At 38.1% G+C, this 25456-nt stretch carries 21 protein-coding genes; 16 read left to right on the top strand and 5 right to left on the bottom strand.

The features are described 5' to 3' along the window. Nucleotides 1-261: 261 nt before the first annotated feature. The 8 genes from QCD85_RS06915 (at nucleotide 262) to QCD85_RS06880 (ending at nucleotide 10711) form a co-directional block, all read left to right on the top strand. On the top strand, nucleotides 262-2352 hold the full coding sequence (locus QCD85_RS06915) for a thioredoxin domain-containing protein (protein ID WP_301262079.1): 2091 nt from the start codon (nucleotides 262-264) through the stop codon (nucleotides 2350-2352). Between the two features lie 216 nt (nucleotides 2353-2568). Continuing rightward, nucleotides 2569-3144 carry an RDD family protein gene (locus QCD85_RS06910; protein ID WP_301262078.1) on the top strand — a complete coding sequence of 192 codons (576 nt, stop codon included), beginning with the start codon at nucleotides 2569-2571 and terminating at the stop codon, nucleotides 3142-3144. Beyond that, the gene (locus QCD85_RS06905) at nucleotides 3135-3707 is read left to right on the top strand and encodes an RDD family protein (RefSeq protein ID WP_307299052.1); all 573 of its coding nucleotides are present in this window, start codon (nucleotides 3135-3137) and stop codon (nucleotides 3705-3707) included. The genes QCD85_RS06910 and QCD85_RS06905 overlap by 10 nt, the downstream gene beginning before the upstream one ends. A 199-nt stretch (nucleotides 3708-3906) precedes the next feature. Next, nucleotides 3907-5037, top strand: a complete 1131-nt coding sequence (locus QCD85_RS06900; RefSeq protein ID WP_367317627.1) for a PP2C family protein-serine/threonine phosphatase — start codon at nucleotides 3907-3909, stop codon at nucleotides 5035-5037. A 25-nt stretch (nucleotides 5038-5062) separates the two neighbouring features. Then, nucleotides 5063-7123, top strand: a complete 2061-nt coding sequence (locus QCD85_RS06895; protein ID WP_301262077.1) for a FapA family protein — start codon at nucleotides 5063-5065, stop codon at nucleotides 7121-7123. 13 nt (nucleotides 7124-7136) lie between these two features. After that, nucleotides 7137-7448 (top strand): STAS domain-containing protein, encoded by a 312-nt coding sequence (locus QCD85_RS06890; protein WP_274172544.1) that lies wholly within the window; start codon nucleotides 7137-7139, stop codon nucleotides 7446-7448. Further along, complete coding sequence (locus tag QCD85_RS06885; protein WP_301262076.1) at nucleotides 7448-9505, top strand: HD domain-containing phosphohydrolase; 2058 nt, start codon at nucleotides 7448-7450, stop codon at nucleotides 9503-9505. The genes QCD85_RS06890 and QCD85_RS06885 overlap by 1 nt, the downstream gene beginning before the upstream one ends. 171 nt (nucleotides 9506-9676) lie before the next feature. Beyond that, the gene (locus QCD85_RS06880) at nucleotides 9677-10711 is read left to right on the top strand and encodes a dienelactone hydrolase family protein (RefSeq protein WP_301262075.1); all 1035 of its coding nucleotides are present in this window, start codon (nucleotides 9677-9679) and stop codon (nucleotides 10709-10711) included. 60 nt (nucleotides 10712-10771) lie between these two features. Here QCD85_RS06880 and QCD85_RS06875 read toward each other — a convergent pair whose 3' ends face one another. From QCD85_RS06875 to QCD85_RS06855, 5 genes are all read right to left on the bottom strand, one after another. Next, nucleotides 10772-11062, bottom strand: coding sequence for a YxcD family protein (locus QCD85_RS06875; protein ID WP_273612687.1), 291 nt, complete (start codon nucleotides 11060-11062; stop codon nucleotides 10772-10774). Nucleotides 11063-11067: 5 nt separating this feature from the next. Beyond that, entirely contained in the window at nucleotides 11068-11502 is a 435-nt protein-coding gene (locus QCD85_RS06870) for a hypothetical protein (protein WP_273612686.1), read from the bottom strand. A gap of 131 nt (nucleotides 11503-11633) precedes the next feature. Next, a complete protein-coding gene (locus tag QCD85_RS06865; RefSeq protein WP_273612685.1) occupies nucleotides 11634-12194 on the bottom strand; it encodes a PadR family transcriptional regulator in 561 nt (186 codons plus the stop codon). A 278-nt stretch (nucleotides 12195-12472) separates the two neighbouring features. Then, nucleotides 12473-13057 carry a beta-class carbonic anhydrase gene (locus QCD85_RS06860; protein WP_069326019.1) on the bottom strand — a complete coding sequence of 195 codons (585 nt, stop codon included), beginning with the start codon at nucleotides 13055-13057 and terminating at the stop codon, nucleotides 12473-12475. A 41-nt stretch (nucleotides 13058-13098) separates the two neighbouring features. Further along, on the bottom strand, nucleotides 13099-13437 hold the full coding sequence (locus QCD85_RS06855; RefSeq protein WP_273612684.1) for an iron-sulfur cluster biosynthesis family protein: 339 nt from the start codon (nucleotides 13435-13437) through the stop codon (nucleotides 13099-13101). Between the two features lie 244 nt (nucleotides 13438-13681). On the opposite strand from QCD85_RS06855, the gene QCD85_RS06850 reads away from it, so the two are divergent. From QCD85_RS06850 to mutS, 8 genes are all read left to right on the top strand, one after another. Further along, nucleotides 13682-15214: a carboxypeptidase M32 gene (locus tag QCD85_RS06850; protein ID WP_301262074.1), complete on the top strand. Its 1533-nt coding sequence runs from the start codon at nucleotides 13682-13684 to the stop codon at nucleotides 15212-15214. A gap of 197 nt (nucleotides 15215-15411) precedes the next feature. Continuing rightward, nucleotides 15412-16386, top strand: a complete 975-nt coding sequence (locus QCD85_RS06845) for an aromatic acid exporter family protein (protein ID WP_274172549.1) — start codon at nucleotides 15412-15414, stop codon at nucleotides 16384-16386. Between the two features lie 192 nt (nucleotides 16387-16578). After that, nucleotides 16579-17619 carry an ABC transporter ATP-binding protein gene (locus QCD85_RS06840; RefSeq protein WP_301262073.1) on the top strand — a complete coding sequence of 347 codons (1041 nt, stop codon included), beginning with the start codon at nucleotides 16579-16581 and terminating at the stop codon, nucleotides 17617-17619. Next, the gene (locus QCD85_RS06835) at nucleotides 17597-18523 is read left to right on the top strand and encodes an ABC transporter ATP-binding protein (protein WP_274172551.1); all 927 of its coding nucleotides are present in this window, start codon (nucleotides 17597-17599) and stop codon (nucleotides 18521-18523) included. Before QCD85_RS06840 ends, QCD85_RS06835 begins: the two co-directional genes overlap by 23 nt. A 15-nt stretch (nucleotides 18524-18538) precedes the next feature. After that, nucleotides 18539-19507: an oligopeptide ABC transporter permease gene (gene opp4B, locus QCD85_RS06830; RefSeq protein WP_273612679.1), complete on the top strand. Its 969-nt coding sequence runs from the start codon at nucleotides 18539-18541 to the stop codon at nucleotides 19505-19507. Between the two features lie 60 nt (nucleotides 19508-19567). Then, entirely contained in the window at nucleotides 19568-20473 is a 906-nt protein-coding gene (locus tag QCD85_RS06825) for an ABC transporter permease (protein WP_273612678.1), read from the top strand. Between the two features lie 38 nt (nucleotides 20474-20511). After that, a complete protein-coding gene (gene opp4A, locus QCD85_RS06820) occupies nucleotides 20512-22308 on the top strand; it encodes an oligopeptide ABC transporter substrate-binding protein (protein WP_301262072.1) in 1797 nt (598 codons plus the stop codon). A gap of 238 nt (nucleotides 22309-22546) precedes the next feature. Beyond that, nucleotides 22547-25408, top strand: a complete 2862-nt coding sequence (gene mutS, locus QCD85_RS06815) for a DNA mismatch repair protein MutS (protein ID WP_301262071.1) — start codon at nucleotides 22547-22549, stop codon at nucleotides 25406-25408. The last annotated feature ends 48 nt before the right edge of the window (nucleotides 25409-25456 follow it).

Raw genomic sequence — 25456 nt, 5'->3', positions numbered from 1 at the left:
AATAAAGATGAGCAAAAGATACGCAAGCGAATCAGAGGTTGATAATAATCATACATAATAAGAAGAATCGTCCACTGTTAAAACAATAACCATGAAGCTCAAAAAGAATGATTTTAACCTTGAACACAATCGAAATGCTTTCAAGTATGCGTTATTTGAGTTTGAAGGGAATAAGCTTTTTTCTTCTCTTCCGATTGCTCACATCTATTTAGGGTAAAATAATATCAAGTATATAATCTAAACTAGAAGTGGTGGTGTCCTATGTCAACGAGTAATACATCCAATAGATTAGCACAAGAAAAGTCTCCTTATTTGCTCCAACATGCTCATAATCCGGTGAATTGGTTCCCTTGGGGAGAAGAAGCTTTTAACAAAGCCAAAGCTGAAAACAAACCTATTTTCCTCAGTGTAGGATATTCTACTTGTCATTGGTGTCATGTAATGGAAAAAGAATCTTTTGAAAACGACGAAGTAGCTGAGCTTCTCAATGAATCTTATATTTCGATCAAAGTCGATCGTGAAGAGCGACCGGATATTGATAATTTATACATGGCGTACTGTCAGGCACTTACCGGGCAAGGGGGATGGCCTTTAACGGTATTGCTAACTCCTGACCAGAAGCCGTTTTATGCAGGTACTTATTTTCCAAAAGAGACTAAGTATGGTCGTATCGGTATGATGGATATGCTGTCTCAGATTCGTGATAAATGGACAGAAGATCGTGAAAATATTGTTAAATCTGGCGATGATATTGTAGAACGGATGAATCGTCAACAGACGAAGATTACACAGTCCGGTCAATTCAGCGAAGAACTTGTACATCGTGGGTACAAAACATTTGAAAGTTCTTTTGACGAAGTGTATGGTGGGTTTGGAGGAGCACCTAAGTTTCCGACACCTCATCACTTAATGTTTCTAAGTGCTTATTCTCATGTGTATCAAGAACCTCAAGCATTGAATATGGTACGCAAAACGTTAGATCATATGTACAGTGGTGGGATTTATGATCATATCGGATTTGGATTTTCTCGCTACTCCACAGATGAGAAATGGTTAGTTCCTCATTTTGAGAAAATGTTATACGATAATTCACTGTTAGCGATCGCTTATCTGGATGGATACCGTCTGACCAGTGATACCAAATATGCACATATTGCAGAATCTATTTTTACTTATGTATTACGTGATATGACTTCACCTGAAGGTGCTTTTTACAGTGCTGAAGATGCTGACTCCGAAGGGGTTGAAGGAAAGTTTTATGTATTTACACGCGATGAGATTGAAGAAGTGTTAGGGTTAGAAGAAATGCATAAGTATTGTAATGTGTACGATATTACACCAGAAGGCAATTTTGAAGGTAACAATATTCCTAACCTTATTCCTTTTTCGACAGCAGAAATAGCGGAGCAACGTGATCTCAATGAACTGGCATTACGCACCGATCTGGAAGAAGCTCGCCAGAAATTATTTGATTACCGGGAGCAACGTGTTCATCCTTCCAAAGACGATAAAGTATTAACGGCTTGGAATGGTATGATGATTGCGGCTCTTGCTAGAGCCAGCCAAACGTTGCAAAAGCCTGAATATGCACAAGCAGCAGTCAAAGCGGCAGATTTTATTTGGGAACATATGCGCCGCGAAGATGGTCGTCTACTTGCACGTTATCGTGATGGAGAAGCTGCCTATAGTGCTTATGTAGATGATTACGCTTATCTAATCTGGGGCTTACAGGAGTTATATGAAGCGACAGGGATGGCGAAGTATCTGCAATATGCGATAACGCTCAAAGAGCAATTGATTACTCTATTTTGGGATGAACAGCAAGGCGGATTTTATTTTACAGGTCAAGATGGAGAGCAACTGATTACGCGTACAAAAGAAATCTATGATGGAGCAATGCCATCTGGTAATTCTGTGGCTGCATGGACGTTAGCCAAATTAGCTGCGGTGACCCAAGATATAGAATTACGTCAATATGCCGAACAAATTGTGACTACATTTACAGGTACTGCTGAGCAATATCCAACAGGTTATTCTATGTTACTATTAGCAGGGCTGCAATTATTACAAGGCAATCAAGAAATTGTGCTTGCAGGGAAAGTGGAAGATATCCATTTTCAAGAAATGATTGCAGAAGTGCAAAAAGCTTATTTACCATTTGCTTCTCTTATTATTCATGCTGATGGTACATCAGGTGAAGCGATTCGTGAGTTGCTTCCTCATTTGCAAGACAAAGGAATGCAGCAGAGTCAAGCGACTGCGTATATCTGTGAAGGCTTTGTATGTCATGAACCATTGACGACAGTCGAAGCGCTACGTGAAAATGTGCATCAATCAGCGCTAAGTCTATAAGAAGCCAAAGCCTGATCTACTATTTTCTATACTATTAAAAAAACAACAACATATTACTGCAATCTATTGTCAATAGTTCATATAAGCGTATTCTACATGTAGTTAAGTAGAGTGCGCTTATTTTTTATCTCTATGATTCTCTAGTAATTTAAAATCGTATCGTATAAAATAACAAAGTTAGCAGTAATATACATAGATGAATAGGAGTTAGATGAAATGAATGGAGTAGCAACAACGACTTATGGATACGCAGGATTTTGGAAAAGAACAGCGGCTACATTGATTGATGGTTTTATTATAGGATTTGGGCTGTGTATTTTGCTCGGTATTCCGTTTATCCTCGGATTTGTGAATGGAGTATGGTTGAAAGAAGAATATGAATATACTACGCAAGATATCACTTTTCTGATTATGTTTTATATTTTTTATGCCATTGTTGAATTGGCAGTACCATGGCTATATTATAGCTTGTTTGAGAAATCCAAATACCACGCCACACCGGGTAAAATGGCTGTAGGTATTATTGTAGTTGATCGTTATTTTCAACCGGTTCGCTTCGGTAGAGCAACAGGAAGGTATTGGGCTAAAAATTTGTCGTATATGATCTTATGTATCGGTTATATGATGGCAGGTTGGACACAATACAAGCAAGCATTGCATGATATGATCGCTAGCACTTATGTAGTTAACAAAAAAGACTGGGAACAATATATGTATATGCAACAAGCAGCATCTTGGAATCAACCAGAGATGTCTCCTTATTTACAAAAAGATCAGCAAGAGTGGAAATAAGTTTTAAGAAGATTAATCTAGGAGTGGTTACTATACTGTATGCAGGGTTTTGGAAGAGGTTCGCAGCGATATTAATAGATGTCGTTATTTTAAGCATTTCATATTTGATCATCAGTTTTATATTGAGTATAGTTATTGTCGGTATTGTCCATGTAACAGATGATTCACTGGGGAGCGAAGTATCTATAGGTTCGCTACTGCCTGTTATTTTTCAATTATTATCAGGATTAACAACGTGGTTGTATTTTGGATGTTTTGAAAAGTCTAAATACCAAGCGACTCCAGGTAAAATGCTACTCGGCATCAAAGTTGTTAATCGTTCTATGCAACGTATAGGTTTTGGACGTGCAGTAGCGCGTTATTGGTTAAGATTATTATGTAATCTCACACTAGGTATAGGATATATTATTATTGGATTTACCAAGTATAAGCAAGGGATTCATGATATGATTGCAGATACGTATATTGTAAATAATCGAGCGCTTGATAATTATTTATATGAACAGCAATATCAGCCACAATCACAGACCGAATATCCTTTGAATTTGAATAAAAATATGTAATTATGAGCATCTTTATCATCATGCGTGTGTATATTGAGAGTCTATTTTGCTGCAAGCAAAGTAGGCTTTTTTTATTAAAATAAGTTCCAAATAATCTGATACAATCGCTTACTCTACATAATTGTAATCGTTACCTATCACATAAATGGAAGAAAATGACGAAAATAAACATATAAACCTACTCTGAAGGAGAAGTATCATGAGTATATTGATTGTAGATGACTCCAGACTTAATCTTGTCTTTTTGCAAAATGTACTTGATGCAGCAGGATACAAGAATATACAGACCGCTTCTTCAGCTCAAGAAGCATTTGATATTCTAAGTATTCGAGATCAACTTTCTCCTCGTAAAGCAGCGGCAATCGATTTGATTTTACTTGATATTGTGATGCCAGGGATTGATGGTATTGAAGCTTGTCGCATTATTAAAAGTTGTACCGTTTATCAGGATTTGCCTATCATTTTTCTAACCGCAGATCGGATTCATTTCAAAGAAGCTTTTAATGCAGGCGGTATGGATTTTATCGAAAAAGGCGGGCCTGATTACGAACTGCTAGCACGAGTTCAATCTGCAATTCGACTCAAAAAAGAAATGGATTCGCGCAAAGTTCGAGAAGAAAAAGTACACAAAGAACTTCAATTGGCCAAACATTTACAACGTAGCGTGCTCAGTCCGCCGATCAATGAACCTGCTATCCGAGTGCACAGCAGCTACCTACAATCAACAGAAGTATCCGGTGATATGCTGTATTGGAAAATGTTCGATCCACAGCATTGTGGTGTACTGCTGATCGATGTGTCCGGTCATGGAATATCTGCTGCCCTGATCAGTATGTCGATTCGTTCACTGCTCGATGGTATTGTAGGTGTAGTCAAAGAACCTCATCTGGTATGCGAAGAATTGAACAAGAAGATGAGAGCATTGTTTGGTAAAAATCGTCGAGCTGCTTACTTTACAGCAATCTATTTATTTATCGACTTGGAACGAAAGCAAATCGAATATTTTAATGCAGGTCATCCGCCGGGATTGCTATTTCTCAAAGACCAGTATCCTACACAATTGACCGGAACCACCGTACCAATCGGTATTCAAAATGATATGAAATTGGATACTGCTATCGTGACGTACGATACTCCTGCAAGAATCGTTTTATATACAGATGGATTAGTCGAAAAACCCGGTGTCTCTATTCATGCTGGTATTGAAAAGCTAGAGCATTATGCTCAAAGTCTATATTATTTGGAAAATGAAGCGTTTGTTGTAAAGTTAGAACGCTTGATTCAGCATCGTAAAGACGATGTGTGTATTATTTCGATCGAGTTACCATAAGCAAGGTATGGAGGAGGCACCCCTGATGGAGCGTAGTGTGATAGCTAGAGCCAAAACAGTGCAAGAAGCCGTAGAACAAGCACTTTCTTTACTCGATGCCACCAAGCAACAAGTGAGCATTGAAGTGATGGAGAGTGAAGCTAAAGGCATGCTAGGGCTCTATTCCAAACAAGCGGTAGTCAAAGTCACTTTGAAAACAGAAGAAATCACTGAGCAGACGATAGAAGATACACAAGAATCGTTACCGATATTAGTAGCAGAAGCTGAAACGATCATTAATATGCAAGCGCTACATCTCGAACAGCCAGTAGCTTCTCCTGCTATGGATGCAACAGAAGGAAAAATATGGGTAAAAGAAGGACAGATACATTTTCATTCACAAGGGCATCAACAACCCACTATTAGCACAACCGATAATGTATATCTCTGGATTAATGATGTGCCGATTATAGCAGGAGAGACTGTAAAGTTAGCATCTACCGATATTGTACGATATGAAGTCGAAGATAAAATAGTAGAACCTGTCTGGCATCTTCATATTGATGATAAAGCGATGAAGGTCAACTTGAATATCGAAGTGGGCTATGTCATTATCCGAAAAATTATTTCTGCGCAACCTACGTTACGATTGGTACTTAGAGCGGAAGAAGAGAAGCAGTATATACCGATCGAACCAATAGCAGTACGCAAGCAATTGGTTGAGCAAAAAGTAATTTACGGCTTGGATCATGATGAAGTTAAGCGGGCTTGTGCAACAACAGTCAATGGTACATTTCTAATTGGAGAAGGAAAACCACCTGTTGCTGGAACAAATGGACATTTTGAAATCAAAGTCGATACCAAAACTCGTAAAGTACAACCTAAAATGCGTGAAAATGGAACGATCGATTATCGTGAAATTAAAGAGTTCCCTTGTGTAGATGATGGGGATTTGATAGGAATTGTTCATCCTCCTATTTTAGGAATTAACGGATTAAATATTTTTGGAGAATCTATACCTGCTCCGCCTGTCACCGGTGTTATTTTGTTAACAGGGCAAGGTGTGCAAGTATCTCAAGATGGATTAGAAGTGACTGCTACACGTACAGGTATGCCAGAAGTGATTACACAAGGTCGCCATATTAAGCTTGCTATTATTCCTAAGTTGGACCATCGCGGAGATGTTACTTTACAAACAGGCAATATTCATTTTCAAGGCGATGTCGATATTAATGGAACTGTACAAGATACGATGAAAGTCGAAGCAGATGGAAATATTCAGATTAAAGGCAATGTGAATATGGCGGAGATCATAGCGACTCAGTCGTTACAAGTAACTGCTAATGTTATCGGAAGCGAAATCGCAGTAGGGCAGTTGTTTCTTTTTTACGGTCAAGCTGAACCAATTTTGCAAATGATTTTAGAACAGACCGAGTTTTTGACGACAGCGATAGAGCAGTTAAACCGCGCAGCAGCTTTTAAAATAACAGATATTGATCAACATGGGCTTGCTCCTCTGCTTGATGTGTTATTTCGTGGACGGTTTAAAGAGTTGCATCAACAATTACAATTATTTATTCGTACCACTGAAGAACACAAATCGTTAATCAATGAAGAATGGCAGAAATATATTAAAGAAATTAAAAATGGTTTTTTGAATGTGGCGATGAGTCATTTTAGAACAGCAAATGATTTGGAACGATTTGTAAAACGAACAGCTTATCTGTTAGATCGAGTCGTTTTACCTCAATTGGATCATATTTTTGCACAATTTCATTATATTCAGAATAGTCAGATTCTTGCAGGTGGACCGGTACAAGTGAAAAAAGGATGTTATAACACACAATTACGTTGCTCTGGTGTGCTAGAAGTAACCGGATTTCTACGGGGTGGCGATTATTATGCTGCCAAAGGAATGCATATTCAAGAAGCAGGAACGATAGGTAGCAATTCTACCAAATTAACAGTCAAAGAAGATGCAGTTATTCATGTAGATAAGTTACTAGGTGGAACCATTTTACAGATCGGCTCCAAAATGCATCATTTTAAAGAAGATACCTTGAATGTCAAAGCACGATTGAATCATGATCGCCAATTCGTATGGTAGGAGAGTGAATAGCATGTTTGCATATAAAATAATCATAGATGAAGTACAGGCCACAATACATTTTGAAGGTGATATTGATATAGATGCTGGAGATGTATTGGAAGATGAGATTGAGCCGGCTGTATCGCCGTATACGAATATTGTATTAAATTTAGAAAAAGTGTTTTTTGTAGACTCTTCAGGGATCGGTCTTATTATTCGTTTGGTACAAGTGTTACAAGAGTTAGGGCGTAATGTGTATATTGAACAGACTCAACCGGAGGTTATGGAAGTTTTTGAATTGCTTCAACTGGATGAGATTCTAGGCAAGGAAATTTTTAGATAATGAAAGAAAAGAACGGCTATACCATATTACTCAGCTTGGTAGGATTGGCTAGTATGGTATATATGGTCCGCGAGTGGCATTCAATTGTATTATTTACGATTGCGCCTATTTTGTTTCTTATCGTTTTACTCGATCTGTTTCCGGTCAGATTACTAAGCGGTGAGGAATATAGCGGAAGTCTGGTTGGATTTCTTATTCTTGCACTTGCTTTTGGATATAGCCCGGCTATTTTAGGGATCGTAATTAGCACGATTGTATCGTATGCACGTAAAAAGAATTTTGATATTCGGCAAATGAATCTATTTCGAATATGCTCTGCTTTGGGCAAAAGTGTAATTAGTCTGTATTTGTCATATCAGGTCATGGAGTTTTTTGATCCATTTTCAACATATCTACGAGCAGGATTAGGTTCACTGGTATTTAGTCTGGTCTATATGTTGCTAGTGGCAGGAGCTTCGACTACGATTATCGGTACTCCTTTTCTCAATGATATGGTGCTTAAATTAAAAGAATTAATTGTACCTGTTTTATTATGTACGATTATTGTTCCGCACTTTTTGAGACATATCTCATTAGGAAATATAATGTATGAAACGGTCTACATTTTATTGTTTTTATTACTGATTATCTTTTTATCTCATGGCTTTATCCGTCAATTGCAGATTCGCATGAAGTCTTCTGAAGAATTTATTCGCTTGAGTGAATTAAGAATCTCACAGCGAAATGAAGGGCATGGCAAAAATACAGGTATTCTTTGTCAATACATGTTAGAACTACTTGCCTACCCGAAAAAAAGAAGAACAGATCTGATCAATTACACCACATTGCACGATATCGGTAAATCGTTATTGCCTATGGAAATTTTAACAAAACGCGGAGCGCTCTCTTTAACAGAAGAAAAAGAATACCAATCTCATACGACAGAAAGTTTTAATATTATTTTATCGATTAGTGGAGATAAAAAAGCAGCAGAATGGGTACTTCATCATCATGAACGTTATGATGGAAAAGGATTTCCGGCAGGGTTAAAAGGAAACGATATCCCTTATGAATCCCGAATTATCGCATTATGTAATCATCTAGAACATTTGCTTAATCGTTATGCTGAAGATGGGGAAGTGTTACGTCAATTACAACAACTTTCTGGTAAAGTGTTAGATCCCAAATTAATTCAAGCGATCACGTTAGAAATGATTACTACAGTACGACAATTGATTATTACCAAGCCATTATTGCAAGAAACCGATTTGATCCATGTGGAACTCCAATCGATTGAAGAACATAAAGAAATGAGCGGATTTACAGGTGGTACGGTATTGCTTAAATACAGAGACAACGATAGTTTGCATGATATGGAAGATGCTAATCTCAAAGAACAATTAGCAATATTGGCTGAACATGCGCTTCGTGTGTCCGAGAATTTTTATGAAGTCATTCAAAGTAAAAACAAAACATTTGAAGCTCATTTTTATCCTGAAAATAGCTGGGTAGCCATCGTATTAACCGATATTACGCCTGCGCTAGAATACCGTGAACAATTACATCAAAGTACTATGCGGTCGTATAAAGATGTGATCGAAACACTTTCAAAAAGTAAAATCGATATCTGCTTAGAACAACAAGAAATAGAACAGCATCTGGGATTACCTTTAGCTCAAATGGATATTATAACTAAAAGTGATGTATCTTCAGGTCGTTCTTTAGTGATGGAATATATCCCTGAAGAGTTAAAAATCAATCAACCGAAAAAATTAATGCATATCAAGCTGGCTGTATCAGAAGGTGTAACCAATCTGATCAAACACGCAGCCAATGGCAAATTGTCGGTTTATAGCAAGTGTAACGTACTGCAAATTTATATTACCGATCAAGGCTCTGGTATTCCGATTCATGAATTGCCTAAAATGATATTAATTTCTGGTTATAGTAGTAAGCGTTCATTAGGTAAAGGATTTGCTTTGATGTATACGTCAGCCGATCGAATTATGGTGCATACCAGTTCGAAAGGAACTTCAATTTTGTTAGAATTTGATATGCTTTTAGAAGAAGCAAGTTAATGATAGTAGAAAGTAGCTATCATTAACTTGCTTCTTATCAATTACGATAGTATATATTGCATAGACACAATAGAAGATTTAAAAATAAGAGTATCTACAATGCAGGGATAAAGAAATGAAAAGGGAATATTATAAAATGATAACGTGTGCATTTGAAAAGGAGGAATACTTATGAATAGATGGCAAGGAGATCAATTGCTACAACAATGGTATACAGAACTGATATCTAATCACCCCGACGCTTCTTCTTATTCGAATATCATCGAGCAACAAACCCAATTACGCAACATATTACCACAATTAATCGGTACATTTGCTACCCAAGATGATCATTCGATCAAACTTCTGGAAACAGTAGATTGTGGGACTTATATTCGCAGACGGATAGAATGTTCTGCTTCACCTTATAGTTATTTTGCAGCGTATGTGTTAATTCCCAAACAGATTACAACTCCTGCTCCAGCAGTGATTGCTGTGCATGGTCATGGCTATGGAAGTCGCGAAATTGTAGGACTGTTACCTGATGGCAAGCCAGATCTGGATGTACCGGGTATTCATCAGCATTATGCTATTCAGTTAGTAAATCGGGGATTGATTACTATTGCTCCTGATGTGATCGGATTTGGCGAAAGACGATTGGCAGAAGATATGGCTAACCATGCGGATATCGCTAATTCGTGTGATTCGCTTTCCAGTCGAATGCTGTTAATGGGTAAAACATTAGCTGGCTTTAGAGTACACGAAATGCTCAAAGTGATTGATATTGTTAGCGATATGCCAGAAGTAAATTCAGAGCGGATCGGGATTATGGGATTTTCAGGCGGAGCGTTGATCGCTTATCTTACAGCAGCATTAGATCAGCGTATACGTGCTACTGTTTTAACCGGATTTCCTAATACATATCAGAATAGTATTCTTCATATTCATCATTGTATCTGTAACTATATTCCGGGTCAGGCATTATATGCAGACTTACCACAATGGATCGGTCTGATTGCGCCACGACCTTTATTTGTAGAAGCAGGGAGACATGATCGTATTTTCCCGATACAAGGTGTTCAGAAAGCTATAGCACAGCTACAACAGATCTATCAACAACATGATGCTGAACAACAATTTGCAAGTGATATCTTTGAAGGTGCTCATGAGATCAGTGGAAGATATGCTTATGATTGGATACAAAAAAAGCTTGCGATCCTAGACTGAACAGATAGTCTGTCTCGCAAGCTTTACAAAATAGAACTTATAAAATGAATAGTGTAGGCATTAGTTATCGTGAATGATCGCTTGAATTTCTTCTTCGTCATCATTGATAACTAATTCTACTTGTTCTTTAAATACTCGTGCATTATACTCACTGAACATATAACGTAAAATCGCTTCGTTCAGATTACTTTCGACTAAATATTGGCTTCGTCCTTCTGTCCATACTTCTGCGGTATAACCAGTATCTTCTTCCCAGGAAAGTTGAACCGTTACATCAGTAGGTTTCAGTCCTTTGCGTTCAGCGATATTCAAGCATACTGCATTGATAATTTCATCCATACTGAGTCGCATAGGCATTAACGTCTATTGTACGGGTCAGCAGATTTTTTACGTTGACGGATCATACGGTAAATTCCACGAGCCGCTATAAATAGAATATAAATGGCGAATAAGTTAATGACTAATCCTAACAAGTCTCCGAACATTCCCATATTACCGAACATTCCGCCGAATAACATACCGGCAAGACCACCAATCATTAATCCTTTGAAAAAGCTACCACCGCTAAAAAATCCACGATTTGCTGTTGAACCTGCTGTAGTATTTTTTGTACGGTTTGTGCTGTTCATCGTACTGCTATTACTATCTGTTGATTTTTTAGGTGTTGTTGTGTATGACTTCGGTGAAGATTTGAATCCGCCACCACGTCTTGCATCGGCATCATTAGCAAAGCCGCTAAATAGAGTGAAGAATAATGTGAATGCTACAAAAACCATCAGCATTTTTTTCATTGTGTTCATGATCCTCCTAGTAGTTGTCTTCAATGACAGTATAGTTAATATACGCATGACATCTGCTTCGGTTTCAAAATGTTTTAATATTGATTCTCTTGATTTTGAACCATTAGCCTCGTATCAACTGTTCATTGGTGTTGAGGTTGTGAGGAACTTTCAGTTGTAGAATTTTTGAGCATGTCGATAACCCATGTCGTCCATTCCAAATTTGCTTTAGCTGTTGATAAAGCTTTTTGACGCAAAATGTACAATCCAAAATCACGTGTACCAAATTGACGAACTTCTTCAGGCATTTTGTGAAGCGCTTGCTCAAAGTAATGAATACGTTCTTGGTAATAAATTGATCTTGTACCAAACAATGAGATAGCGTTTTCGCGATCAGTTGTCCATAAGCAAAAAGCTTTGAGAACTAATTCATCACGACTGACTGGTTCGCCTGCAGGAAGTTGCATCCATTCTTTCAGACGTTGTTCTCCTAGTGGAGTAATTGCGTAAATCTTTTTATCCGGTTTATCAGTTTGTTGAATCCATTCTGCGGATAACAAATGTTGCTCTTCCATACGTGACAACAGTGGATAAATTTGACTATGTTTTGCTTGCCAAAACGGTTGAATCTTGAGCATCAGGTCGTAACCTGACGAATTATTGCGTGCAAGCAAAGCGAGTAAACCATAAGATAGCGTGTTCATAGGGCATTCTCTCCTATCTTTTAAAACAGCCATTTGGCCGATTTAAGATAAAGTGTACACTACAACTGTATGCTTTCGCAAGGAAGCTAGAAGCGATTTGATATAAAGTTATTGAAATATAAAAAAGATAGACAAAGAATGTTCAAATTTAATAAAAGAGCGATATTTCCATCATTTCACAAAAAATAAACAGCAAAAAGACGTGGAGCAATCGCATCCACGTCCACACTTATCTATAGTTGATTATGTCATTCTTTCAAGCTAATATGGTGTACTGATTATGAGTTAGAAGGAACTTCAACTTGATCATAACCATTCACAAGTAACTCCAATTGTCCTGTTGCTGGATCAATAATCATACCGTGTACAGGTACGCTAGCAGGAAGTAGAGGGTGGTTTTTGATAATATCTACACTGCGCATAACGCCTTCTTTTTCATTATCAAAACCTTGAAGCCATCTTTTAAGTTTAATCCCTGAATTTTCAAGCGTAGTTAGCACTTCTGGTGCAATCCCACGTTCATGAATTTTTTCGATCATATGATCCGAGTTCAGTGATGCCATACCACATCCATGATGACCAACTACGATCACTTCTTCTGCTTTTAATTCATAAATAGCGACAAGAATACTACGCATTACACTACCAAAAGGCTGTGAAATAATAGCACCTGCGTTTTTTAGAATTTTGGCATCACCGTTACGAATATTCATTGCTTTAGGCAATAATTCGGTTAAACGGGTATCCATACAAGTCAAAATAACCAACTTTTTCTCAGGGAAAGGACTGGAAAGATAAGCTTCGTATTCTTTGCTAGTCACAAATTCCTGATTGTGTTGCATAATCGTTGTGATCGAGTTCATTGAGTATCCTCCTGGTCATCTTACAGATTAATAATATAAAATTAGGCTAGTGCTTTGCGTCCGTCAAGAACGCGTATGCTTCGACTATAATACTGAGAAGCACTACTAAGTCTGAGCGAAGAACCCAAATCATCTGTCGATAAAGTAAGTTCATCATCATCAAAATAAGATTCGCCACTTTGATGCATAGTTAAAGACAATGCGTTACTTTCAACAACAGTATCTCTTTTACCTGGCTCGTCAATTAAACGAAGTGCCGGAATACCGCCTGTACATCCGCAATCTTCATTATCTACGAAAATACGAATGACCGCTTTTTTATCACCAATTTTGCGTGATAAATATTGTTCTGCTTGAGGGGTTACATTTACTTTTACCATCGATATTCACTCCTTAGAAGTTATCTATATTATGACATGAGCAAAAATGGTTAAATGTATTCTTATAGACAATCCATCAGTGCATATAGCACAATACAATCAAATATGTCTATAATATTTAATTGTGTACCATTGATTATACGACTAGAAGAACGTATCATCAAGAGGTGTATTTTTACAAAAATAACAATATTGCATGCCATAACCAAGTGTTGTGTATGTAAGCAGAGAGGTGAACCTTATTATGGAACAATATGTACAAGAGACATTAACACAATTTCGGCAATTGGTTCGCAAAATTAGCAGTTATGGTGAAGCGCTTGCACTAATGGGATGGGACTTGCGCACAGGAGCTCCACGTAAAGGAGCAGAGCTACGTGCCGATACGATTGGGGTACTAGCGACAGAACACTTCAAACTGTCTGTATCGAAAGAAATGGGCGGTTATATCGAAGTGCTGTCACGTCCAGATGTTTTTGAACAGTTAGAAGACAATGATAAGCGTATTGTACAAGATGTGCGCAAAGAGTATGAATTGAATGAAAAAATTCCACCTGAAAAAATTCAAAAATACTCCAGCTTAACGACACATGCACAAACGGTATGGGAAGAAGCCAAACATAATGATGATTTTGAAGGCTTTGAGCCATTACTTAGTGAAATTGTAGCAATGAAACGTGATTTTATTGATTATTGGGGTGTCAAAGATACACGTTATGACACATTGCTAGATATGTATGAGCCTGATTTAACAGTAGCCAAATTAGATGTGGTATTTGATCGTTTAAAATCACGTCTTGTACCTTTACTTGAAAAAATCAAACAATCAGAGCATCAACCAGATAACGATTTCTTGAAGCAACAATATGATATCGGTCAACAAGAAAAGATCGGTCATTTATTGCTAAAAGAAATAGGCTTTGATTTTGACGCAGGACGTTTGGACGAAAGTGTACATCCTTTTGCTACAGGTCTAAACCCAGGGGATGTGCGTATCACCACGCATTATATGCCTGAAGATGTGATGAGTGCGATTTTCAGTTCTCTTCATGAAGGTGGACACGCATTATACGAACAAAATATTTCACATGATTTAGCAGGAACTCCACTTGCTACAGGAACATCGATGGGGATTCATGAATCTCAATCTCGTTTTTGGGAAAATGTAGTGGGACGTAGCCGTTCATTCTGGGATCGTTATTATAGTGATCTACAAGCTTTATTCCCTGAACAGCTCAAAGAGGTATCATTAGATACGTTCTATCGTGCTGCCAATCGCGTAGAAAATACATTGATTCGTATTGAAGCAGATGAGTTAACGTATAATTTACACATCATTATTCGTTATGAAATTGAAAAAATGTTATTTAACGAAGATCTAGATGTCAAAGATCTGCCTAAAGTATGGAATAGCAAATATCAAGAATATCTAGGGATTACGCCTCCGAACGATTCATTAGGAGTATTGCAAGATGTGCATTGGTCTGGTGGAGACTTCGGATACTTTGCTTCATACTCTTTAGGAAATATGTATGCTGCGCAAATGACACACACGATGCGTAAAGAATTACCTGATTTTGAACAATGGATAGCTGAAGGAAATCTGTTACCGATCAAAGAATGGTTAACAGATAAGATTTATAAATATGGTAAAAGCCGTACTCCTTCCGAGTTGATTCAGAATATTACCGGTGAAGAGTTGAACCCGGACTATCTTGCTGATTATTTGGAAGAAAAGTATAACGAGATTTACCGTCTACAATCTACGAATTCATAACACAAAAAGCTTTCATCTGTTGTCAGTACGAAACAGGTGAAAGCTTTTATTTTGTTAAACAATTGTACGATATAGCACCAAATCGATATTGTCGAATACTTATAAATCAAGTAGGATAAAACCTATACTCCAAAAGAGTAATAAATATTATAAAATACAGATAGAGAAAAAGAAGTGGAGTAAGGAGAGACAGACGCATGGGTTTTCGCGTGATCAAAACAGCTATTGCAGCATTACTAGCAGTGGTTGTAGCTAGTACGCTAGGCGTTCCAAGTGCGATGTCAGCAGCTTTGTTAGCTATACTGGGAGTCGATGTTACACGTAAACGAAGTCTTAAAACAATTGCAGCTCGATTTTTTGCTTCGTTGATTGGAATGATTTGTGCTTTTGTATTGTTTTCGTTATTTGGTTTTCATCACTGGGTATTTGCACTTTATATTTTGGTGGCTTTCCCATTGATTACACGAGCAGGTTTTAGTGCAGGAATCGTGACGAGTTCTGTAGTGGTTGTGCATATTTTTAACGGAGCAACTTTGACAGCTCATACGATGTTAGTAGAGATTGAATTGCTACTGATTGGTCTGGGTGCAGCAGCTATTGTTAATCTGGTCTATATGCCTAATCCTCATCAGCGTCTTGATGCGATTCGCAGTGAAGTCAATGAACTGTTATCTCAAATGTGTGAACAGATTGCCAAAACGCTACGAAGTCCTTCGTTTGCCTGGGATGGTAAAGAAGTGATCGAAGCGTATGCCAAAGTAGAGCAGGGACTAATAGAATCAAAGCGTGAACTGGAAAATCAGATGTTGTATACAGATGAATCATGGACAGTATATTTTTATATGCGAAAACAACATTTAGATTCGATTCAGAATATGATGCAACTGGTCGCGCAAGTATATCGTAAAATGCCTCAAGCGGATGCAGCAGCAGAAATGTTTGAACAATTATCTAGAGATGTGAAGACGCCATATTATACAGGCAAGACGGAAAGCCTATTATTAGCACTGGAAGAAGATTTTAAAAATATGGATTTACCAGTAACTCGTGAAGAATTTGAAATGCGTTCCGCTATATTGCAATTATGCAGAGAATTGGGTCAATACCTAAAAATATCCAAACGTGATAAATTGCGTAACCCCTTGCTAGGTATGGATAATAAGGTAAAATAGAATATAAGTTTAATCATAGAAGCTATCTATATCGTCACACGTTATGATAGCTTTTATGCTAAATTCTTTTCACCATTTTGGAAAAAAGTTAAATTTTATTGACCTTTGGAAGATTATAAATATAAAATGATAACAATTAACAAGAAATGTTTACATTGCGTTAAAGTTTGAAGCGAGGAGGCAACCCAAATTTTGAACACAGAATCGGTATTGGAAATCAGAGACCTGACAGTAGCTTTTCGTATCAAAGATGAGTATTATCCTGCTGTCGATCAACTGAACTTAACGATCAACAAAAACGAAGTTTTGGCTATTGTAGGTGAATCGGGTTGTGGTAAAAGCGCCTTGGCACTTTCTCTGACACGACTTCATGATAGCAAAAATACGCACATCGAAGGTGAACTGCTTTTTAAAGGGCAGGATTTGAACAAATTGTCACCTGGACAAATGAACAAAATTCGTGGTTCCGAAATCGGTATGATTTTTCAGGACCCATTAACAGCATTGAATCCTTTGATGACCATCGGCAAACAAATCGAAGAAAATCTCGATTATCATACGTCGTTATCTCGAAAAGAAAAAACAAAGCGTGTTATCGAATTATTGGAAAATGTAAACATTGTTGATCCAACGAGGGTATATGCCCAATATCCACATGAGTTATCTGGTGGGATGAGACAGCGGATTATGATAGCGATCGCGATTGCATGTCGCCCTTCATTGATTATCGCTGACGAACCAACAACAGCTCTAGATGTAACGATTCAATCTCAAATTTTGGATTTATTGAAGCAACTGCAAGCCGAAAACGACGCTGGCATTGTTCTGATCACTCATGATCTTGGCGTTGTTGCTGAAATGGCAGATCGTGTTGTCGTCATGTATGCTGGCGAAATTGTAGAAATTGCTGATGTAAATGAGTTATTCAACAATCCCAAACATCCGTACACCCGCTCATTACTGGCTTCGATGCCGGGAGCAAATGTAGGGCAGGAGAGCTTACATGTAATCGATGGTCGTGTACCTTCATTACAGAATATTCCTCGCGGTTCCTGTCGCTTCTCAGAACGTATTCCATGGATTCCACAGACTGCTCATGCAGAACACCCTGAGTTGAATGAAGTGGCTCCAAAGCATTGGGTACGTTGTACATGCTACCAGAATTTTCATTTTGAAGATGAAGTAGAAGATGGAAAGGAGATTGTGTTGAATGGCATTGCTGGAACTCAATAACTTAAAAGTACATTATCCGATTCGTGGTGGCTTTTTCCAGCGTGTTGTCAGTCATGTCAAAGCAGTAGATGGTCTATCGATTCAGATCGAAGCAGGTAAAACTTACGGGCTTGTCGGTGAATCCGGATGTGGCAAAACAACAACAGGACGCGCAATTATCGGACTTAATAAAATAACAGATGGAAATGTCACATTTGAAGGGCAAGACTTAACTAAGATTGCTCACAAAAATCAACATTCATTACGTCGTGATATTCAAATGATTTTCCAAGATCCGTATTCTTCGCTTAATGGTAGAAAACGCGTATTGGATATTATTGCAGAACCATTGCGTAATTTTGAGAATTTGACCAAAGAAGAAGAGCGTAGACGGGTGCAGGATTTACTTGAAAAAGTAGGGCTAAATCCAGAAGCGGCATTTAAATATCCACATGAATTTTCAGGTGGACAGCGTCAACGGATAGGGATTGCGAGAGCATTAACACTGAATCCGAAGCTGATCATTGCAGATGAACCTGTATCTGCGCTTGATGTATCAGTGCAAGCACAAGTGCTTAACTTTATGAAAGAAATTCAAAAAGAGTTTAACCTTACCTATTTATTTATCAGTCATGACTTAGGGATTGTGCGTCATATGTGTGATGAGATTGGCATTATGTATCGTGGTCGCTTAGTCGAGCAAGGGAATACAGAAGATATTTATGAGAATCCACAGCACATTTATACCAAGCGATTAATATCGGCTATTCCGAATATCGATCCTGCTCAGCGTCAAGCAAGCACACAAGCACGTCAACAGATTTTATCTTCATATCAACAAGATCTGAATAATCTATTAGACCCAGAGGGCAAGCCATTGGCATTGAAGTCGATCAGCTCGTCACATCAAGTCGCATTACCATAGGGGGGAAAATTAATTATGTGGAAATTTACGCTTCGCCGCATTCTGATCATGATTCCCCAATTGTTCGTATTGAGCGTGCTGATCTTCCTCTTAGCGAAAGCAATGCCGGGCGATGCTTTAACGGGTGCTATGCAAGCGAATCCGAATGTCAGTCCACAAGTATTAGCAGAACAACGGGAGAAATTAGGTCTAAATGATCCAGCATGGCAACAATATGGACGTTGGATAGGAAATTTAGTACAAGGGGATCTGGGAAAGTCATATGTACATAAAATAGGCGTTGCTGATTTGATTGGCAGTCGCTTGGCGAATACCTTTTACCTCGGTGTAGCAATTCTAGTATTAACGTATCTGATTTCGATCCCGTTGGGGATTTTGAGTGGACGTTATCAGAATAGTTTGTTAGACAAAACGATTACAGGGTACACGTATCTCAGTTTTGCGACACCGTTATTTATTTTTGCATTGTTAATTCTATTCGTTTTTGGATTCCAATTAGGATGGTTTCCAACAAGTGGTAGTGTAGATGTAGGGATAGAGCCAGGATCTGGTTCCTATTATGCGAATAAGTTTTATCACTTGATTTTACCTGCTATTGCAGGGGCATTGGTGAGTACTACAGCAACGATTCAATACCTTCGTAATGAAGTTATCGATACTAGACTTAAAGATTTTGTCAAAACAGCTCGTTCTAAAGGTGTTCCAGAATCCAAAGTGTATTCAAAACACATTTTGCGTAACTCTTTACTTCCTATTGCCGCATTTCTTGGTTATGACTTAACAGGAGTATTGGCTGGAAACTTATTTATTGAATCTATTTTTGGTTATCCAGGATTAGGGCAGCTATTTTTGCAATCCATTACACAGCGTGATTATTCTGTAGTCACCATATTGGTTATGCTTTCCGGCTTACTTGCTCTTATCGGTACATTGTTGTCGGATATCATTTTGAGTTGGGTTGATCCACGTATTCGGATTGGCTAAGCTAATGCAAAACAATACATCTGGCATGTACTATCAGAATAAGAACGGAGGAAGCCTGTAATGGGAATGAGAGCTCAAACATTTGCGCCTGAAGAAACGATTCAAAAATCGCCTTCAAGTTGGTCAATTTTAGGTAAAGAATTAATCAAAGATAAAATGGCTATGCTTTCATTAATCTTTTTAGCTTTATTTTTGATCGTTATTTATGGTTCTGTATTTTTTATCGACCAAGAAGCTGTAACTAAAGTGGATCTGACTTCTATTAAAGCTCCACCTAGTGCAGATCACTGGTTAGGTACAGACCGCGCTGGTAGTGATATTTTTGGACAGGTCGTTATAGGAGCACGTAATTCAATTACGATTGCTTTTGCAATTACGATTTTTGCTGCTGTTATTGGTCTGAGTATTGGCTTAATTGCAGGTTTCTTTGGCGGAATCGTAGATAATATTATTATGCGTTTTATCGACTTTATTCTTGTACTTCCTTTTTTAATGTTAGTTATCGTATTTGTAACGATTGTACCTAAATATAATATATGGTCATTTATTTTCATTATGACCGCCTTTCTCTGGGTAGGTAAAGCTCGTCTAATTCGAGCCAAAGTCCTTGCTGAACGAGAATTGGATTATGTACAAGCTTCCAAAACATTAGGTACACCCAACTGGAAGATTATCGCTTTTGGTATACTTCCTAACCTGAGTTCAATCGTTATTGTAAATATGACATTGAATCTTGCTGGTAATATCGGGATTGAGACAGGTTTATCTTTTCTAGGATTTGGATTGCCACAGAGTACGCCGAGTCTGGGTACGATTGTAAGTAATGCAACAGATCCTGATATTTTGCAGAACTATTGGTGGATGTGGTTACCAGCATCGCTGCTGATTTTGGTACTTATTCTAGCGATTAACTTTGTCGGTCAAGCGCTCAAACGTGCGACAGATGCTAGACAGCGATTAGGATAATAAATTTACAGTACGATCATCAAAAAGGAGGAAGATTTATGTTGGGAAATACAAAGAAGAAAATCGTATCTATTCTGTTCATTGCATTTGTGTTGGTGCTATCTGCTTGTACAAGTGGAAAGTCAACACCAACGGCTCAAGAAACACCAGCAACAAGCGAAAGTGTAAAGGAATCAGGTAAGTTTCCAAAAGCAACAACGAACACTGCTGCTGCTATTGCAGGCGGAACAATGAATTACGGTTTGATTTCGGATACTCCATTTGAAGGTATTTTGAACCCTATTTTCTACAGTGGTAACCCGGATGCTGATGTATTGCAATTTTTCTACCCTTCTTTATTTGCAATCGACGAGAATTTTGATGTGAAAGATGGTGGAGCTGCAAATATTAGCTTTTCCAACGATAACAAAACTGTAAATGTAAAAATTGATGAAAAGTTAAATTGGACTGATGGTAATCCTGTTACAGCAGAAGATTATGCTTTTGCTTTTGAAGTTATTGGTAATAAGGATTATGACGGTGTGCGTTATGATACAAGCTTTATGAATATTGTAGGTATGGAAGATTACCATGCTGGCAAAGCAAAAACAATTTCAGGTATTAAAGTTATAAACGATAAAGAAGTACAAATCGACTTTAAAGAAGCAGATCCTTCTGTAAAATCGGGTCTTTGGTCTTATCCTTTAGAGAAAAAAGTATTTGGAGACATTCCAATAGCAGACATGTCTTCTTCTGATCCTGTACGTAAAAACCCTATCGGTTATGGTCCTTACAAAATTAAAGCGATGGTTACTGGTGAATCTGTGCAGTTTGAAGCTAACAAAGACTATTTCCATGGTGCACCTAAATTAGATGGTGTAAATCTTAAAGTAGTTAACCCTAACGTGTTAATTGAGTCCTTGAAAAAAGGTGATATTGATTTAGCTTCATTCCCCAACAGTCTATATGATGGTAAAAATGTACCAACTAACGTAGAGTTCTTAGGTAGACAAGAATTGTCTTATGATTATATTGGTTTCAAATTAGGCAAGTTTGACAAAGCTAAAGGTGAAAGTGTAATGAACCCGGATGCTAAAATGGCAAACAAAGATTTGCGTCAAGCAATGGGTTATGCATTAAATAATGAACAAGTAGGCACACAGTTGTATCACGGTCTGCGTACACCTGCAACTTCATTAATTATTCCTGCATTTGCTCAATATCATGACGATAGTATTAAAGGATATAACTATGATCCTGAGAAAGCGAAACAATTATTAGATCAAGCCGGTTATGTAGATAAAGATGGAGATGGATTGCGTGAAGATCCTAAAGGAAACAAATTGACGATTAATTATTCCGCTATGAGTGGCGATACCATCTCAGAAGCTCGTGCTCAATTCTATCTGCAAAACTGGAAAGATATTGGTCTAAATGTTCAATTACTAGATGGTCGTTTACAAGAGTTCAACTCTTTCTATGATCGTATTGAAAAAGATGATCCAGATATTGATGTATATGGCGCTGCATGGGGTACAGGAAGCGATATTAGTCCTGCAGGTTTATACGGTAGTAAAGCTTCATTTAACTACTCTCGCTTTGTAAGTGAAGAAAGTGATAAATTGCTTGCAGAAGGTGTATCTCCTAAAGCATTTGATATGACATATCGTAAAGATATTTACAATCAATGGCAGCAGTTGATGATCGATCAAGCACCAGTTATTCCTACTTTGTATCGTTACGAAGTACAAGCTGTAAACAAACGTGTTAAAAATTATGACATTACGTATGGTGGAAGCTACGATTCACTAGCTGAAATCGAGTTGACTTCAGACAAACCAGAAGTACAACAATAAAAGATTCACTACAAGTACCACCAAAGAAGTGCAAACCGGTAACATTAGGTTTGCACTTCTTTTTTGATCCGTAGCACTTTTCAAGCTCTTTCGTTATAATAAAGAGACGAACAGGTATTTGCATTTCGAAAAAAGATTGCATATCGCAATAAGTATGAGTACGATAATATTTCGATAAAAACAAGCATGTTATATCTATGCTTAACGATATTCTGGAATGCTTTTTTGGAGGGGAAACATGACTACGTATACACCGATGATGATGCAATATCTCAAAATAAAAGAACAAGCACAAGATGCATTTTTATTTTTCCGATTGGGGGATTTTTACGAATTATTTTTTGATGATGCGATTCTAGCATCTAAAGAATTAGAGATCACGTTGACAGGCAAAGCTGCTGGTGCGCCCGAGCGGATTCCGATGTGTGGCGTACCTTATCATTCAGCAGAAAACTATATCCATCGCTTGATTGAAAAAGGATACAAAGTCGCTATCTGTGAACAGGTAGAAGATGCAGGAGCAAGCAAAGGAATTGTCAAACGCGAGATTATCCGCGTCGTTACACCGGGTACGATGATGGAAAGTAAAGGGTTAACCGACAAAGCGAACAACTACATGATCTGTTTGACAGAACGTGAAGGGAAAATGGCTTTAGCAGCTTGTGATCTGTCTACAGGTGAACTGCATGTGACATCTGCTTTATCTTCACAACAATGGTTACGTGATGAACTAGGATTGTATGAACCGTCTGAAATCATTGGACAAGTCTATCTGATTGATGAATCTTATCGTCAAGCGCTACAACTAGGACGCAAAGTACTTTATACACCTTGGGACAAAGCACGTGAGGAATTAGCACGTCGTCAATTTGGCGAAGCAGCGTGGGCAAGACTGGATGAAGAACGTCAGTTGTGTATTTCTATACTCATTGGCTATTTAAGTGAAACGCAAAAGCGTTCGCTTGGACAATTAACACATATCAGTGCTTATGAGCCTGAACATTATATGATTCTCGATCCATTTACACGTCGTAATCTAGAATTGATAGAAACGGTACGTGAGCGTTCTCGTAAAGGTTCGTTGCTATGGTTGCTTGATCGTACAGAGACTCCGATGGGTGGACGATTGCTTCGTCGCTGGATCGATAAGCCGTTGTTATCTCGTAAATTAGTAGAAGAGCGTTTAGAAGCGGTAGAGAAGCTTCATCAAGGATTGATTTTGCGCGAAGATTTGCGATCTCAATTGAAAGGGATCTATGATCTAGAACGCTTGGTGGGACGGATTGCTTTTGGAACAGCAAATGGACGGGATATGTTAGCATTGCGTGACTCACTTGCTCAAATTCCAGAATTGCGTCGTCAATGTACAGATTCTTCTTCATCTACATTGCAACAAATCGCGCAGTTAATGGATGAATGTACAGACTTAACCGATGCAATCAGTACAGCAATTGTAGATGATCCGCCGGTATCGGTAAAAGATGGAGGATTGATTCGCGAAGGCTATCATGCTCATCTCGATGAATTACGTGAAGCTAGCGTCAACGGTAAGCGTTGGATTGCTGAACTTGAAGCAGCAGAGCGCTTAGCAACAGGTATCAAGTCGCTCAAAATCGGTTATAACAAAATTTTCGGCTATTATATAGAAGTAACTCGTTCTAACTTAAATGCTTTACCAGAAGGCAGATATGAGCGCAAGCAGACGTTAGCAAATGCAGAGCGTTATGTTACACCTGAACTGAAAGCCAAAGAAGCACTTATTTTGGAAGCTCAAGAAAAAATGGTCGATATTGAATATGAATTGTTTGCTGATCTGCGAACTCAAGTCGCCAATGAAATTCCACGACTCAAACAGTTAGCAGAAAAAGTAGCAGAGATCGACGTTTATCAGTCTTTTGCCGCGATTAGTGCAGAGCGTGCTTTTGTCAAACCTGTATTGACAGATCGTTATGATCTGATCGTCAAAGAAGGTCGTCATCCTGTGGTAGAAGCAGTAATGAATAATACATCGTTTATATCGAACAGTACAGAAATTACAGAAGATAAAGCTAATATTTTACTGATTACAGGTCCAAATATGGCTGGTAAAAGTACGTATATGCGTCAAGTGGCTTTGGTATCTATTATGGCACAAATTGGATGTTTTGTACCTGCAAGTCAAGCAGAAATTCCAATGATCGATCGCATTTTTACCCGTATTGGAGCCGCAGATGATCTGATCGGTGGACAAAGTACCTTTATGGTAGAAATGGCAGATATTCAAGTGATGACCGAGCGTGCAACACCTCGAAGTCTTATCATTATTGATGAATTAGGCCGAGGGACATCAACCAGTGAAGGGATGTCTATAGCTCAAGCAGTGATCGAATATGTGCATCATGAGATCGGCTGTAAAGCATTGGTGTCTACGCATTTTCATGAATTAGCACATCTGGAAGAAACGTTAGAACATCTACAAAACTTCTCAATGGCTGTAAAAGAAAGCGGAGATAAAGTTCATTTTCTACGCAAATTAGTTCCGGGTGCAGCTAGTACCAGTTATGGTATTTATTGCGCGCAACTGGCAGGCTTACCAGAAAGTATTATTGATCGAGCCAATGGTATACTTAGCCGGATGGAGCAGGCGAGTAGCACTGTTGTAGCAGATCAATCGGCTGTAACGGTATCTGCTAAATCAGAAGAGCAACAACATAACGATACACAATCTCAACTGTTATCCAATGAACAAACACAAACATCGTTTTCTGCTGAAAATAACAATCACTCTTCTGTCCAGATTGCTGAAAAAGGTTCTATACTTTCTGTTGATCATAAGCAAGAGTTAGCCAATCAACCATCTGATATAGAAATGAATACGCTGAATAAACAGTCTGTCTCACCAAGCAGACATTCTGCTAATTCAGCTACATCCAAAGCTCAAGATGTTGTACAGTTGTCTATTTTTGGAGATGAAGAAGAAGTTACTCAGACAATAATCAAAGAAGATCCGGTAGCCAAACAAATCGTAGAATTGATTCAAAATACAGATATTATGAATATGACTCCTTTACAGGCTATGCAGTTGTTGAACGATCTCAAAGTGAAAGCAACGTATTCATAATAACGGTTGATGGTATAGATCGATACCCTATTTATTTTGCTAAATATT

It is taken from the genome of Paenibacillus sp. PsM32 (assembly GCF_030433815.1).
Taxonomy (GTDB): domain Bacteria; phylum Bacillota; class Bacilli; order Paenibacillales; family Paenibacillaceae; genus Saccharibacillus; species Saccharibacillus kyungheensis.
The sequence above is the reverse complement of the archived record's forward strand: the minus strand, read 5'-3'. Positions and strand labels throughout refer to the sequence as shown.